This is a genomic window from Segatella baroniae B14, from assembly GCF_022024235.1.
GTDB classification, from domain to species: Bacteria; Bacteroidota; Bacteroidia; order Bacteroidales; family Bacteroidaceae; genus Prevotella; species Prevotella bryantii.
This window is the reverse complement of record NZ_CP091800.1, coordinates 484,865-500,095: the sequence shown is the minus strand read 5'-3', so window position 1 is coordinate 500,095 and position 15,231 is coordinate 484,865. Positions and strand designations below refer to the sequence as shown.

Genomic DNA, 15,231 nt, shown 5'->3' with positions numbered 1-15,231 from the left:
CCATATATTTTGTGTATTATTTCACATGCTAAAAATTTCATAACCTGAATGATATTCTCGTCCTTACTCCATGGTATTTATGAAAAGAAATGGTATATTTGCAAGTATAAAAACTTATATCTTTAATTCGAACGTACAAACCTATAATAATGAAAAACCGTAATAACTGGCACAAAGCAGGCATTATCGTATCCGCACTCTGCTTATTGCCCCAACTTAGCCGAGCACAAAATCCGATCATCAGTGAACAGTTTACTGCTGACCCGACAGCTCGTGTATTTAATAATAAGGTGTATCTTTATCCTTCGCATGATATTGTAGCCCCACAAGGTCAACGACAAGACTGGTTTTGTATGGCAGACTATCATGTATATTCTACTGATAATCTTACAGACTGGACAGATCATGGGGTAATCTTATCACAGCAAGATGTGCCTTGGGGTAAGAAAGATGGCTATTCGATGTGGGCACCCGACTGTGTATATAAGAATGGCAAATATTATTTTTATTTTCCCGATGCACCCCAAGAAGGCAAAGGCTTTGCAATCGGTGTGGCGACAGCAAACCATCCAGAAGGTCCGTTTACCTGTCTGCCTCAACCTATAGCTGGCGTTATGGGCATAGATCCCTGTGTACTTCTCGATGACGATGGCAAAGCATATATTTACTGGGCCGGAATGGGTATACGTGGCGCCCAATTACAAGATAACATGACAGAAATTGTCGGATATCATCCTGAAGCCAACATGCCTTCCGGAAATACTCCTTCTCCACAAGACATGGAACAAATAATGGCTCCGTTTGAGATGAAAGGTTTACCAGAAGGTTTCAAAGAAGGTCCATTTGCCTTTAAGCATAAAGGTAAATATTACCTCACCTTTCCATGGGTAAGAAAGGAAAAAGGCACCGAAACACTTGCTTATGCGATGAGCGATAACCCTCTAGGTCCATGGGATTTTAAAGGTATCATCATGAGCGAACACGCTAACGGATGCTGGACTAATCATCATAGCATCGTTAATTATCAGGGACAATGGTATTTGTTTTACCACCACAACGACTTATCCCCTCATTTCGACAAAAACCGCTCGGTATGTATCGATAAACTAACTTTTAATGCTGACGGGACCATACAAGAGGTAAAACCGACGTTCAGAGGTGTGGGTATCAGTAATGCTACTCAACCCATACAGATAGACCGGTATAGTTCTCTGAAAGGAAATGCAAAAATAGATTATATCTTTGAGCGTATGCCACAAATGGGATGGATGGTAGATCTGAAAAAGGGGGCTTCGGTAAGTTATGAGCATGTAAACTTTGCCCTCGCCAAGCAAAATATGGTGATACGTGTTATGGGTAAAGGAAATGCTTCTATTCTCGTCAACGGTAAGAAGATTGCCACTTTTGATGTCGATGCACCACGATGGACAGAAGAATATCTGAAAACTGATCATTTCATCAAAGGAATAGAAAATCTCTCAAATACTACTGCACCTAATAAATGCATCGGTAATATCGAAATCGTCTGCAATACGGGTAATGTTCAAATCGACTGGCTCCGATTCCTAGCTCTTGATGAAGAAGTACCGCAAGCACCTAAGCTGGAGGACTATTTTATGAAAATAGATGGTAAGAGTTCGTCATCACAGACTCTACTTCGAGATCCATTTTCGACACCCGATGAGGAAGGATTTATTCACCGATGGTTATTACTTGAACCAATCAATAAACCGAATCGCAGTAATTTAATCTTCTCGTATGCTTTCATGCAACAAGAGTTTGCCCGCAAGGACTATCAAACGCTCTTTAAGAATATGCCTAAAGATGGACAAACTGTCCATTGGAAAGAGACTAATCAAAAACTGAAATGGCATGCGCTAGACAGCAAACAATTTAATACCAAACTATTCCGATTTGCCTCTGGTCTGAATAAGTCTATGTATGGTGTTCTCTTCTGGGCAACTACCATTGTGGAATGTCAAGAGGATATCCCAAATGTGCGATTGGCTGCCGGTTCTAACGGAGCTTCACAATGGTGGGTTAACAATGCTCCAGTACTTACCCTGGAAAGTGACCGACGCATGGTAAAGGATGATGGCATGTCTCAACGCCTTACATTACATAAAGGTAAGAATATCGTTCGTGTGGCTGTCATCAATGGTCCCGGAATGAGCGATATGTGTATGCGATTTGTGCACGAATCGGGCAAACCGGTTACCAATATTACTATCAAAACCAAATAATAACCTAAAATATAACATCATGAACTGGCGTAAAATATCCTATATATATATGTTGGCACTTACACAACAAGTGTCTGCTCAAATCGGTGAACCCTATATTCACGACCCCTCGACAATCGTGGCCTGTGATGGAAAATACTACACCTTTGGCACGGGTGAAGGTGGACTCATCTCTGAAGATGGCTGGACATGGCACGATGGAGCTGTCAGACCCGGAAGAGGTGCCGCTCCCGATGTGATGAAAATCGGAGACCGATACTTAGTTATATATGGTGCCACGGGTGGCGGACTGATGGGTGGACATAATGGGCGTATTCTGACCATGTGGAATAAGACGCTCGATCCTCTATCACCTGATTTCAAATACACAGCACCCGTAGAGGTAGCTAATTCTGATGGCCTCGAAGACTGTGATGCCATAGACCCAAGCCTGTTTATTGATCCCAAGACCGGAAAACTATGGGTAACTTATGGTACCTATTGGGGCAATATCCGACAAATAGAATTAGACCCTAAAACGGGTAGACGCGTTGAGGGTAATATTGAAAAAGATATCGCTATCGACTGTGAGGCTACAGATATGATAGAGCATGATGGCTGGTATTATCTTCTGGGTACGCACGGTACCTGTTGCGATGGGGTCAATTCTACTTATAATATAATATGTGGTCGCTCTAAAAGTCCAAATGGCCCCTTTGTGGATAACGTCGGCAGAGATATGCTAGCCGGTGGAGGAAAAATGGTTGTTGCTGGCGGCGACAGAGTAGTGGGTACAGGACATTTCGGACGAGTATGCATCGATGAAGGGGTTGAGATTATTTCACTCCACTACGAGGCAGACTTCGATCAGGGTGGAAGAAGTGTACTGGGTATCAGACCATTACTCTGGAAAAATGGATGGCCTAAAGCTGGCAATCGCTTTAAGGCTGGCATCTACGAAATAGAATCTGAACGCCGTGGATATGCACTAGAGCTTGCTACTGATTTCGTCAGAATACCTCAGGAGATACATTTCTGGGGGCAGAAGGATACGACTGAAGCCAAACCGATAGACAGCCAGCGTCTCGAAGAGGTGGAAAAGACATGGCCTAAAGGAGAAATCGGGATTCGCTGTAATGATTATATGTTCAGACCTAATCAACGCTGGGAAATTAAACCGGCAGAGGGAAAAGGTGGCTATCTCGGTGGACCATATTATACGATAGGAATTGCTGGAACATCTCGTATGCTCACAGCTACTGCTCATGGCGAACTCATCGCTAGCACAGTTTATACTGGAGCTGATGAACAGTTGTGGCGTATAGAGCAGCTCACTGATGGCACTTTCAGAATTATGCCGAAAGCCATACCTGGAATCGAAGGCGAAAATAAAAAATATTGCTTGTATTCTGCAGGCGATAGTACACCAACTTTGGCAGAATATAATTTTAAATCAGATAACTCAAAATGGAATTTAAGACAACAATGATTAAATATTTAGGTATCGCTTTAATGTCCGTTCTTTCGTTCGGTATAAATGCAAAGACAAACCATACAAATCATGTCACGCAGGTTTCTCAAATCACGAATCAGGCGATATCACCAGATGGTAAAATCAAGGTCTCGGTAGAAGGTCATTCTCTGAAAGTAAGCTACTGCAAACGACACATGATGGATATCCAAATAGGTATGGATAAAGCTGAATTTACCCCGTCATTTGTTGCAACAAAACCAATTGTAGAGGATTATAAGATGCTTACCGGCAAAAAGAGTCATTGCACCAATCAGGGTACGGAATATCAGTTGGGCAATCTGCAACTACGACTCTTTAACGATGGTCTTGCATTCAGATATGTCATCAATGGCTTGCAAAATGAGAAAGTACCAAAAGAATATACCAGTTATCGTATACCTGAAGGAATGAAACGCTGGATGATGGAGTGGACTGACGCTTATGAAAGTCTATACCCAGAAATGACTTCGCATAAAATGAAACCGAAACGTTTGTTTCAGGGTATCGAACTCACTACTGATGGTAATGTAAAACGATGGGGCTATCCAGCTTTGCTCGAACCACAAAAAGATTGCTATGTTCTTATATCTGAGGCAAATATCGAACGTAACCAGAGTGCTTCTTGCCTTTACAACGAGGGAGAACAGTTTAAAGTTACTCCTGCTGAAAACGATGTAAAAATACATGGGAACTGGCATACTCCATGGCGAGTGCTGATGATAGGTAAAAAAGAAAAACTCGTTGAATCTACCTTAATTACTGATTTATCTGAACCTTCTAAAATAAAGGATACGAGTTGGATTAATCCAGGTGTCGTATCATGGATATACTGGGCATATAACCATGGCAGTAATGATTATGCCATTATCCAAAAGTACGTAGACATGGCAAAAGCACTACAACTACCCTATGTACTCATCGATGCAGAATGGGATCAGATGAAAAATGGAAAAACCATAGAAGATGCTATACGCTATGCCCACGAAAAAGGCGTTAAACCGATGATTTGGTACAATTCTAGTGTCGGTTGGACTAATGGTGCTCCTACTCCACTATTTCGACTCAACAAACCTGAAGATAGAGAAAAGGAATTTGCATGGTGCGAAAAGCTGGGTATTGCAGGTGTCAAAATCGATTTCTTTTCGGGTGACAACCAAATGAATATGGAATACTGCATCGACTTGCTTGAATGTGCGGCCAGACATCATCTCCTGGTTAACTTTCATGGAGCAACGATTCCGCGCGGGTGGCAACGCACCTACCCTAACTTGATGAGCACAGAGGCGGTATATGGAGCGGAATGGTATAATAACGTACCTACCTTTACTCACGAAGCTGCCTGCCACAACGCAACCCTACCATTTACCCGAAATATCATTGGATCTATGGATTACACTCCGTGTGCCTTCAGCAATTCACAGCATCCTCACATTACTACTAATGCACATGAGTTGGCACTCACAGTACTCTTTGAGAGTGGTTTACAGCATTTGGCAGATAAACCAGAAAGTTACCTGACTCAACCACAAGAAGTACAAAGTTTCTTATCCCAACTTCCTTCAACCTGGGATGAAACGAAATTGATAAAGGGTGATATTGGGAAAAATGTTATCATCGCACGAAGAAAAGGCAAAACTTGGTTTGTCGCAGGTATAAATGGAACCGACCAAAACTGTATCGTAAAATGTTGTCTCAATCAAAAGATAAAGCTCTCATCTATCCAAGAAGTAACCGTATTCGAAGATAACAGCAAAGAGTGGAAAATCAGTAAATATAAGAAGATACCAAGCACTTTCCATGAATGGCCCAATGGTGGATTCGTGATGGTAATTCAGCAGGGATAATTGTAAAATACAATTATCCCTACTAAAAAACTATTCCTGTTTGACTTCATTAACCAATTCTTTACCTTCAAAACAGTCTTTTATGTTTTGAAGTGTTGTATTGGCGATATTCTTAAGAGCCTCTTCTGTAAAAAAAGCTTGATGAGAGGTAATGATTACATTGGGCATCATAAGTAGCAAAGCCAATGAATCATCGTTAATCATACGGTCGGAATGATCTTCATAGAAGAATTTGGCTTCCTCCTCATAAACATCAAGTCCTGCACTACCTACTTTCCGACTACGCAAGCCTTCTACTAAATCTTCTGTACGAATTAACTTACCTCTACCGGTATTGATAATCATAACACCAGGTTTCATCATTTCAATAGCATCACGATCTATCATGTGCTTCGTTTCTAATGTTAAAGGACAATGCAGAGAAATAATGTCACTATTTTCATACAATTCAGGCAATGCAACCATCTTTACCCCATTTTCCTCTGCAAACTTTACATCAGGATATTTATCATAAGCCAAAACATTCATGCCGAAACCACGTAAGATTTTAATCAACTCTTTGGCAATGCGCCCCATACCAATAATTCCAGCTGTTTTACCAAACATATCAAAACCCAAAAGTCCTGATAATCTGAAATTACCCTCTCGTGTACGTTGAGTAGAACGATAGATCTTACGATTAAGGGCTAGCATAAGGGTTACCGCATATTCAGCCACAGCATGTGGTGAATAAGCTGGAACACGGACAACACGTATTTTATCTCTTGCAGCCTTTAAATCTACATTATTAAAACCTGCACAACGCAAAGCAATAAGCTTAACACCATTTTCTACGAGTTTATCGATAACATCAGAGGTCAACTCATCGTTGACAAACACACAAACAGCATCTTTGCCTTTGGCAAGTTCTACTGTATCAAGCGTCAATCGCTCTTTATAATAATGGATATCAAAACCAAAAGACTCGTTCCATGTATTAAATGAAACCATATCATAACTATGAGCGTCGAAAAATGCAATTTTCTTCATGTACAATATAATAATAGTTAGTTGATTATTCAAAGATAGAAAATAATTAATCAACTTCCAAACTTTTAATACAAAAAAAGAGCTCTCGGACTTCACAGTCAAAGAACTCGGTTTCAACATTATGTACGAGAAAAAAATTAGTTCTGTTTAATTTTAACCTACTAAAATAGGTCAAATAGGAATTTCTTTACTATAATACTGCAAAATTACCAAGAAGATTCGAATTAACCAAATATTTTTCCAAAAAAATGAAGAAAAAATAGTAAAATGATAATAATAGTAGCAAAAACAAATTAAATCGTCATCAAAATAATGAGAATAATTAAGAATTGACACTTAGACTATAAGATGCCCCAAACTCATTTAAAGCAAAAGAACACAAAACCTTCTCTATCGAAAATACTAATAATACCTAATAAAAACACCCCCTTGATTTACCTTGATGGAGACAAGACAAATTAACAATTTACCATGAAGCACCATTAAAAACATAGAAATAAATAATAAATTAGTCAAAATCGAACTAAATAATAGTCAAATCAGCCATTTTTAAGTATAAATCAAAAAAAGCCTAAAAAAGATTTGGATTTAAAAAAATTATATTTTACCTTTGCATCATCAAACGAAATTTAGTTGAAGTTTTTATATATATTTTATTTATTCGTTTTAACTGTTATTTAGAAGTGATTTCCAGATACAGTTCGCTTTAAATCAATAAAAGTTTTAAACTCTTATGAAGCTTTATTTCCACTATGAAACATCTCTAACAAGAGATATTAATCAAAAGGCGTTACAGCAAATTGCTGAACGCCTTTTTTTATTCAAAATCCTTAAATTTGAAATATTGCTACTTTTGATTTGGTCTTAGTCGATTGAATAGTTTTTAAGCAGCAACAAGTTTTACCTTATTACCATCTTCCTCTACCACAGACATACTACGAGCCAAACCTAAAATATACAAGGCTTCCTTACTGCCACAGCTATAAGAACGGGCAACCAACCGGATAAAATCTTTTTTCCGAAGTATCGTTTTTCCTTGTTCGGCAAAAATTTTCTCCACAGTAGGCTTAATCGATTCCTCTTTTATTTTGAAATGATGACTATGCCAGTAATTAAAATAGGCCAGTGCAACGAACACGACCACAACTAAAAAAATGATAACGGTTGTATTCATAGTAAACAGTTTGGAATAGATTTAATACTTTAAGGTTTTTAATGGCTCAAATATAATCTTTTTTTCAATAAGTTGTTTCAAAAGAAGTAAAAAAAGAGATAAGTTACGTGAAATAGAAGGTATAAACCCAATAAAATGCACCAATTTGGCGCATTTTATTAATTTAGAATACATTTTTTGTTTTTATTCTACTTTCCAAAGCATCTTTTAAAACTTCATTAGCACTGAGTCCCAGTTTCTTTCGAATATGTGAACGCACAGAGTTGATATTCGTCTCAGACTTCCCCATCGTAATACAAATTTCTTTCAACTTTTTATCTAAAAGTATAAGTCGAGATACCTCTATTTCCGTTGGAGTAAAATCTGTAAAAGTCTCTACCAAAGAAGATTTCTCAGCTTTCATTTCTGCCATTTTCTTTTTCACTGCATTAACAATATTACGCTGAGAACGATCATCAAGAATAGCAAACAGACGATCTATGTCTTTATCTGAAGCATGGTCATTCTGGCAAAGATTCAAATAAGCTTCTATGTGATCTCTTTTCAGACGTAGCAAACTATTTAACCTTTTTTCGCTGATGTGATAATTTTGATTTTGCTGCTGCAATGAATAAAAACTCTGTCGCGTAAAAGAACCAGCAAAACAAATAAAAAACTGAACAAAGAAAAATACAACAAAAAAAGCAAATAACTTTTCATCATTGAGGTATGTCATACTTATTATATAGGTAGTCAAACTTACACCTGTAATAATAGTTGGCATAATTTTGCTATAGGCCATGACAAACAGCATGGTATAAATCATAGAAATAGTATGATTTAACGGTATGAGATAGAACCTATCACCACCCACATAAAAAGTGAGCAATAAAATCTTCAAAGTCTGAACTCCTTGTCCAATAATTCCAAAAATCGTAAAAACAGGAACTAATTCTATCTTTCTCTTTACATATAGTATTACTAAGGTAGCTGAAGAAAATATAGAAATAGCACTTAACAAACGCATGATGGTACTTGGGGTACCAACAAGTCCGAAAATATGACATGGGAAACCAATAAACACGACAAACATTGTCATCATAAAAACGATAAGCCGATGTCGTTCCTCCATATTATTGGTACGAGAATCTATAAATTCGGTAATAAATTCCTTGAGTTTAAATTCTTTCATAAGTTTAACACAACACAATATATATATCCTTCCAAAGAGGTTATTTTCTTGATTGATTTGAGTCCTTCTATGGATAGATTTTTATAAAAAACTCTTTATTTGACCCCTTTCAAGGTGCAAAATTACATATTTTTTTGTAATTAAGATAAATTCGATAATATTTTTTTTGGAAATAACAAAAAAAATACTACTTTTGCACCACAATTGATAGGAATACGTTCTTTATATAGAATAAGAACGTAGAGACTAATGAGACGCGTGATAAACGACAAACAAGAATTATAAAGATATATACTTCAACTAGTAAAAAATAAAAATTTTTCTTTATGTAAATTTCCTATCTTGTCGCGAGACAAGAGAGGGAATATTTTTTACTTTACAATAATACCTAGAAAAATACGCTTATGAAAAATCCCTGACTTTGCAAGAAGGCGGGGATTTTTTGCATTTTACCCTAATTAATCTATTCGAAGCCTGTATTATCTTTTAGATCATTCACATTATTCATTTATTTATAGTAACTTTGCAGTATCATTTTTAAAAACCAATTTATAGCTTCATGTATTATACACTTATTGCTATTATACATTCTGCAATGTTATCCTATTTAGATCGTGTGGACAAAAGCCTCATGCTTTTTCTCAACTTTGATGGCTCACCCTGCATGGACTTGTTCTGGTATCAATATAGTAGAATGCCAGCTTGGATTCTCTTAATGATAGTTTTAGTCATGAGCATGATCTATTATCACCCAGGAAAAACGAAAGATAAAGTTTTAATGATCGTCTTTATAGCACTGCTTATTACCGCTTGCGATCAGATTTCATCTGGACTCATCAAACCATGGGTGGCTCGATTACGCCCCTCTCATTGTCCTGAGATAGAGCACTTTCTCCATTATGTCAATGACTATAAAGGAGGACAATATGGATTTGTATCAAGTCATGCCGCTAATATGGTAGCTATCGTTACTTTCCTTTGTTGTACATTTAGGGATAAACGAACTCGTATTTCTGTCATACTGTTTGCGGTTTTGATGTGTTATTCACGCATATATCTTGGTGTACACTATCCTGGAGATATTCTCTGTGGAGCTGTTATCGGTTTCATCCTCGCATATTATGGCTACAAACTTCTGAAAAATAAATTAGGACTTTATACTACTGATATTTGTCCAAAGGCCATCAACTATACCCTCTATTTGACATGGGCTGGTTTACTATGGTGGGCATTAATGCATACTAATATATAACCGATATACTTAAATAGATATCATATGGCACCAAAATTTATTATTTGTAGCAACGGGAACTTTCGAATCGGTTTTGTCGACCAACACAAAGACTTACTCCAACCAGGTGATCAATGTATCGGTGGTGGATATTGGGAAATCGATCCTGTAGGTATGCGACTGATACTAACTGGCCATTCCTATGATTTTGGTGAACCTAAATGGAATTATCTGCAATACGATGGCACAGACTTGCGAGTTCCAAAAGATTATCAAGGATTACGCATGATATACATTCCTGATGAACGAGGTGAGGCTGATTTTATCGTCAACCAAGAACTCCACATTATATATATATAATAAGCGACAATATATATCATAAATTATACGACGTAAAACTTGTGCTTCTTTCATTTATTTGAAGAACAAAAGCTGAAACTTGATACAAGATTACAAGAAAAGCAGTAACTTTGCAATATGATGGAAAATAAGAAAAAAGCAATATATACATTTATCGGTATCATCCTTGCTATAGCACTTACTAGCCTAGGTATGAAATATCTGGGTAGTAAGCATCTGGATGGAACACGCCTCATAACTGACTCTATTCCTACACCACTTCAGCAACACATTGCAAAAGATACTCTAAGACACGACTCCGTAAAACCTCATGTAGACTCTACCTATTATATAAAAGGTAGTGTAAAAGATACTGCAGGCATGGCAATGCCTGGAGTGGTAGTCAGCGATGGTTACTCTTGCGTTAAGACTAATCAAAAAGGAGAATATGCATTTAAACGGCATAAAAACGCAAAATTTATCTACTATACTGTACCTGCAGACTGTGAGGTCCCGACTCATTCCGCAACTGATAACACGGCTTATTTCTATCAGCGTACAAGTACCCAAAAACGGGTATACAACTTTGTATTAAAACGCCTTCCCGGAGGTAAGGAAACGAATTATCGCATGATTGTTATCGGTGATCCACAGGTAACCAATGCTTATAGCCCCTATTATACCGACGCTAGTGATAATCCGATACAAAAGAGCGATGTACAGCGCTTCACCGAAGAAACCATGGTGGATATCAAAAATACGATTAGCAAATTGCCTGAAGGTACACCTGTATACGGCATCAGTATGGGAGATGATGTGCAGTATTATGGCGGGTATAATAGCAAATTGGAACGTCAGATCAGAGAAGCGCTCGGCAGTTCGCGCATGAAAGTGTTCTCTGTGATTGGAAATCATGACCAAGATGGAAAAGAGCTATATAAAAACAAATGGGAAGAAAGTTGGGGACCAACTGACTACTCGTTCGACCGTGGTGACGTTCATTATGTCTGTTTTAATAATGTACACTTTGTAAAAGGCAGTTATTATCAGCCGGGCGAACTATCTCTGTCACAGATGAATTGGCTGAGACAAGACCTCAAGTTGGTTCCTAAGAACAAAAAGGTAATCTTGAATTATCACATACCGTTTACATTCGGTAATCGTCCGAAGAACAAACGTACACCGCTGAATATCCCAACAGAAAAGGGTCATTATTATTCATCAAAACTCATAGAGATTCTTCATCTACTCGCACCTTTCAGAGGAGGATACGAATTATTCTGCGGACATACACACTTTGCTGTAAATCACGAGATCAACTATCATGGTCTTAATATATTGGAACATTGTCATGCTGCTGCTTGTGGTAATATATGGCAGTCGAATGTGAACATTCTGGGAGAGCCTAACGGTTACTATGTATATAATTTCTCAAGTACCGACATCTTAAATTGTTATTATAAGAGTACATTCATGGATGCCAATATTCAGATGACACTATTCAGGAGTGACACCGACTTTAATGGTGAGAAATATCAGAATGATTGGACTATGCCACAAGATAGTAGCGTACTCATCGCTAATGTTTTTAATGCAGATTCTAAATGGCGTATTGTGGCCATTGAAGATGGACAAGAATATCCGATGATACGACTCAGCGGATTGGGACAAGATGCTTTTGCCGCTGGTTATCATCACAAATATGCACAAAGCGTAAGTTACTGGTTTGTCAGTAAGAATAATGGGTTCTTGATTATGAACCATCTGTATTATTATGTGCCCAAAAATAAGAATACAGAGATTATCGTGAAAGCCTACGATCGCTATGGTAACATCTATACCTGTAGCAGCAAGCAAGTTATCACGGAGCCTTATAAGAACTATGCACACTATTATAATGCATCAGATATTCTGAAAACTAAAATAGAAACTGCTCTTTATGAGAAAAAGGCCAACGAAAAAGCTACTGACAATAAAACGTCTAATAGTAAGGATAGCCTGATGAAAAACAATGGTAGTAAAGATTCTTCTAAAATAAGAAATGCAAACAAGGACACGACAAGAGTAAGAAAATCTAGCAAAGACTCTTCTAGAGTAAAATGAAACGATAAAACAAATAGTCTGATATGATTCAAGCTATATGATATCGCTCACTACACGACAATCGTAAAGAGAATATATTAATAAAACAATAAAGACTATGGTTAAAAGAGAATACGCCGCAGCCAACAAAAAATGGCTTGAAGAAAAAGCTAAAGAAGAGGGGGTCATGGCACTACCTCAAGGTATATATTATAAGGTATTAAAGAGCGGTGATGCAAATGGACCAAAACCTAGTAAACGAAGTATCGTAACAGCTCATTATACAGGCTGGACTATCAACGGTAAAAAGTTTGATAGCAGTCGCGGTGGTGCTCCTTTCGCCATCAGACTGAATGAACTAATCGACGGATGGATTATCGCGATGCAGGAAATGCATGTAGGAGACCAGTGGGAACTGTATATCCCAGCAGAAAAAGGATATGGAAAATATTCTCAACCAGGTATTCCTGGAGGTAGTACCCTTATTTTTGAAGTAGAATTACTCGGCATCGGATAAGGTTACCCTGTAAACTGCGTCACCTAAAAAAATAAAACTTTAAACATTCGCACACTTGAAAGTTGATATCGTAAACTGAAGAGTGTGCGAATTCGGTTTTTCATGGGTTGTATTATTGTACATATAAAAGGGCAAATAGCTCAATTAAAACAAAAAATTACAAGCCAAATCAAATTATTCCAAAGAAATTACTTTGTTCGAATATTGATTTTCATTATCTTTGCAATAACAGTAATAAAAATAGATAATAGTATATCATCGCATTGTTATAAGAGTAAGTTAAACCATAATTAAGTCAAATATGATGAAGCAAACTTTACGTATTATATACATAATGATAATCATGTTGTGTACCCTAACTACGATTAAGGCACAAAATAAGACATATATACCAGGAGACAAAGAGTTTGCTAACAAGAGCATCCATGATTTAATTGAAATATGCAATAAGTACAATAGGGAATATGATGATTTACATTTGAAAGCTGTCGCACGAAGACTTATAATAGCTTCTAAAGACCAGAAAAATGAAACTGGAGAAGGCTATGCAAACTTCTTTTTGGGAATTGCAGATTTGTTTAGCGGTAATCGCGAAAAGGGGCTACGTTATTTATGGAAAGCCAAACACTGCGCTGATGTCGTGAAAAACGACACCTTGGCTTCACACATATTTAATGCTATAGGCATATACGAAAATAAAGCAGGTAGTAACTATTTAGCTCGTTGGTATTATCGTGAAGGACTTAGCAGAGCACGTCGTGCCCACTGCTATGAACAATTCGGCATCATTTTGGCCAATCTTTCCGAATTGTCCATACAGCTTCGAGACACAAGTGGAATAAGGTTTGCAGAAGAATGCTATCAAATGGGGGTAAAGCGAAACATCAAGTTCATGATGTATAACGGTGCTACTCATAAAGCTGTAAGCGAATTTTTCCAAAAGAAATATAAATCAGCAGAAGAATGGATAGATAAGGCCCTAGCAATCAATATTAAGGAAAATACAACAACACCTATTACATTAGCATACAAGGCCGAACTACTGACAAAAAGGAAACAGTTTAAAGAAGCGATTAAATATGCGGATAAGGCCTTGGCAAGTGCCAAACGCGTAAGTGTATCAAGAATACCATTGGCTTTTCGTTCCATAGCAGAAACATATTTCTACCAGGGAGAATATACGAAAGCTTTAACGGCCCTCGATAGTGCATACGCTTATGCTAAAAATAATGCTATTTACATCACTAAAAAAGATATTAATCTAGAATATGCGAAGGTTTATGCTGGCATGAAAAATTATCAAAAAGCTTACGAATATGAGAAATTAGCTCATGAAGAGTTCATGAACACCGAATATCAAAAACGTACTCATATTCTCGAGGAATGTCGCATTATGTTGATTATGCTTCAGAAAGATCAACAGAAAATGGCTCAAAGAGCGATAAAAGAGCAGCATAAACATATTGTCATCGCAGAAATTGCTGTTGCTGTGATGTTTGTTTTCTTATGTATCATTAGCTTTATTACCTTCAAACTATACAAGAAAAACAAAAAATTAGAAAAGGCTGCTTAAAGCAAGAATAGAATCAATCAACGGTTTTTATGTAAAACTTCAGAGGCACAGTCTTACATCGAAAACTGTGCCTCCTTTCATTTCAATTAAACTCATGATTAGAGAGCTCTAAGATCACTCCCAAAACTCCCCAAAGAGTAAATATTACTCTTATAAGTTTAAAAAGACCTCTTAGGGTCAACATAGAGAACTATAAGATCACTCCCACAGCCTCCCAAAAAACGGATATATATATTAAACTGTATTATTCTATTTTTTTGCGAATGCAAAGATAGGGAAAAAAAGGTAATTACCGTCCAATATTGCAAAAATTGATAGTATTTTTTATCCTTTAATAGCATAATTCCTAAAAATACCTTTAAAAAAGTGCATATTAAATACTATTTTCTTCATAAACTTGCAAAGTATATTATTCTATATCGCTACCATTTTATGCACAAATATACAAGTTTAGCTCACATTTTACGTATATTTAAGGTGATTCAAGGTACTGTTTTTGCATATTTTCTCCCTGTTCATTGATCAATGTACAATTT

General features: G+C 37.1%; 11 protein-coding genes. 8 read left to right on the top strand and 3 right to left on the bottom strand.

Annotated elements, in window-relative coordinates; translation table 11 throughout:
* The first annotated feature begins 149 nt into the window (after positions 1 to 149).
* The 3 genes from L6469_RS12190 to L6469_RS12180 are packed head-to-tail and all read left to right on the top strand — an operon-like array spanning position 150 to position 5,579.
* A complete protein-coding gene (locus L6469_RS12190) occupies positions 150 to 2,243 on the top strand; it encodes a family 43 glycosylhydrolase (RefSeq protein ID WP_006281160.1) in 2,094 nt (697 codons plus the stop codon).
* Between the two features lie 19 nt (positions 2,244 to 2,262).
* Positions 2,263 to 3,711, top strand: coding sequence for a family 43 glycosylhydrolase (locus tag L6469_RS12185; RefSeq protein ID WP_006281159.1), 1,449 nt, complete (start codon positions 2,263 to 2,265; stop codon positions 3,709 to 3,711).
* Complete coding sequence (locus tag L6469_RS12180; RefSeq protein ID WP_006281158.1) at positions 3,708 to 5,579, top strand: glycoside hydrolase family 97 protein; 1,872 nt, start codon at positions 3,708 to 3,710, stop codon at positions 5,577 to 5,579. Before L6469_RS12185 ends, L6469_RS12180 begins: the two co-directional genes overlap by 4 nt.
* 30 nt (positions 5,580 to 5,609) lie before the next feature.
* Here the strand turns inward: L6469_RS12180 and L6469_RS12175 are convergent, their stop codons facing one another.
* The 3 genes from L6469_RS12175 to L6469_RS12165 all read right to left on the bottom strand — a co-directional run bounded on the left by L6469_RS12175 (position 5,610) and on the right by L6469_RS12165 (position 8,953).
* Positions 5,610 to 6,608 carry a 2-hydroxyacid dehydrogenase gene (locus tag L6469_RS12175; protein ID WP_006281157.1) on the bottom strand — a complete coding sequence of 333 codons (999 nt, stop codon included), beginning with the start codon at positions 6,606 to 6,608 and terminating at the stop codon, positions 5,610 to 5,612.
* 883 nt (positions 6,609 to 7,491) lie between these two features.
* Positions 7,492 to 7,782 (bottom strand): hypothetical protein, encoded by a 291-nt coding sequence (locus L6469_RS12170; protein WP_027454002.1) that lies wholly within the window; start codon positions 7,780 to 7,782, stop codon positions 7,492 to 7,494.
* Positions 7,783 to 7,945: 163 nt separating this feature from the next.
* Positions 7,946 to 8,953, bottom strand: a complete 1,008-nt coding sequence (locus tag L6469_RS12165; protein ID WP_006281156.1) for a helix-turn-helix transcriptional regulator — start codon at positions 8,951 to 8,953, stop codon at positions 7,946 to 7,948.
* A 595-nt stretch (positions 8,954 to 9,548) separates the two neighbouring features.
* On the opposite strand from L6469_RS12165, the gene L6469_RS12160 reads away from it, so the two are divergent.
* The 5 genes from L6469_RS12160 (at position 9,549) to L6469_RS12140 (ending at position 14,695) form a co-directional block, all read left to right on the top strand.
* Complete coding sequence (locus L6469_RS12160) at positions 9,549 to 10,205, top strand: phosphatase PAP2 family protein (protein WP_074614235.1); 657 nt, start codon at positions 9,549 to 9,551, stop codon at positions 10,203 to 10,205.
* 24 nt (positions 10,206 to 10,229) lie between these two features.
* Positions 10,230 to 10,544: a hypothetical protein gene (locus L6469_RS12155; RefSeq protein ID WP_050787885.1), complete on the top strand. Its 315-nt coding sequence runs from the start codon at positions 10,230 to 10,232 to the stop codon at positions 10,542 to 10,544.
* A 117-nt stretch (positions 10,545 to 10,661) separates the two neighbouring features.
* Positions 10,662 to 12,626 carry a calcineurin-like phosphoesterase C-terminal domain-containing protein gene (locus L6469_RS12150; protein WP_143067143.1) on the top strand — a complete coding sequence of 655 codons (1,965 nt, stop codon included), beginning with the start codon at positions 10,662 to 10,664 and terminating at the stop codon, positions 12,624 to 12,626.
* A 97-nt stretch (positions 12,627 to 12,723) separates the two neighbouring features.
* Positions 12,724 to 13,122 carry an FKBP-type peptidyl-prolyl cis-trans isomerase gene (locus L6469_RS12145; RefSeq protein WP_006281153.1) on the top strand — a complete coding sequence of 133 codons (399 nt, stop codon included), beginning with the start codon at positions 12,724 to 12,726 and terminating at the stop codon, positions 13,120 to 13,122.
* Positions 13,123 to 13,465: 343 nt separating this feature from the next.
* Positions 13,466 to 14,695: a tetratricopeptide repeat protein gene (locus L6469_RS12140; protein ID WP_006281152.1), complete on the top strand. Its 1,230-nt coding sequence runs from the start codon at positions 13,466 to 13,468 to the stop codon at positions 14,693 to 14,695.
* The last annotated feature ends 536 nt before the right edge of the window (positions 14,696 to 15,231 follow it).

What these genes read in the sequence shown, in the direction of transcription:
- L6469_RS12180 (WP_006281158.1), top strand. Translation starts at nt 3,708, where the DNA reads ATGATTAAATATTTAGGTATCGCTTTAATGTCCGTTCTTTCGTTCGGT.
- L6469_RS12190 (WP_006281160.1), top strand. Translation starts at nt 150, where the DNA reads ATGAAAAACCGTAATAACTGGCACAAAGCAGGCATTATCGTATCCGCA.
- L6469_RS12140 (WP_006281152.1), top strand. Translation starts at nt 13,466, where the DNA reads ATGTTGTGTACCCTAACTACGATTAAGGCACAAAATAAGACATATATA.
- L6469_RS12170 (WP_027454002.1), bottom strand. Translation starts at nt 7,782, where the DNA reads ATGAATACAACCGTTATCATTTTTTTAGTTGTGGTCGTGTTCGTTGCA.
- L6469_RS12145 (WP_006281153.1), top strand. Translation starts at nt 12,724, where the DNA reads ATGGTTAAAAGAGAATACGCCGCAGCCAACAAAAAATGGCTTGAAGAA.
- L6469_RS12175 (WP_006281157.1), bottom strand. Translation starts at nt 6,608, where the DNA reads ATGAAGAAAATTGCATTTTTCGACGCTCATAGTTATGATATGGTTTCA.
- L6469_RS12160 (WP_074614235.1), top strand. Translation starts at nt 9,549, where the DNA reads ATGTTATCCTATTTAGATCGTGTGGACAAAAGCCTCATGCTTTTTCTC.
- L6469_RS12155 (WP_050787885.1), top strand. Translation starts at nt 10,230, where the DNA reads ATGGCACCAAAATTTATTATTTGTAGCAACGGGAACTTTCGAATCGGT.
- L6469_RS12165 (WP_006281156.1), bottom strand. Translation starts at nt 8,953, where the DNA reads ATGAAAGAATTTAAACTCAAGGAATTTATTACCGAATTTATAGATTCT.
- L6469_RS12150 (WP_143067143.1), top strand. Translation starts at nt 10,662, where the DNA reads ATGATGGAAAATAAGAAAAAAGCAATATATACATTTATCGGTATCATC.
- L6469_RS12185 (WP_006281159.1), top strand. Translation starts at nt 2,263, where the DNA reads ATGAACTGGCGTAAAATATCCTATATATATATGTTGGCACTTACACAA.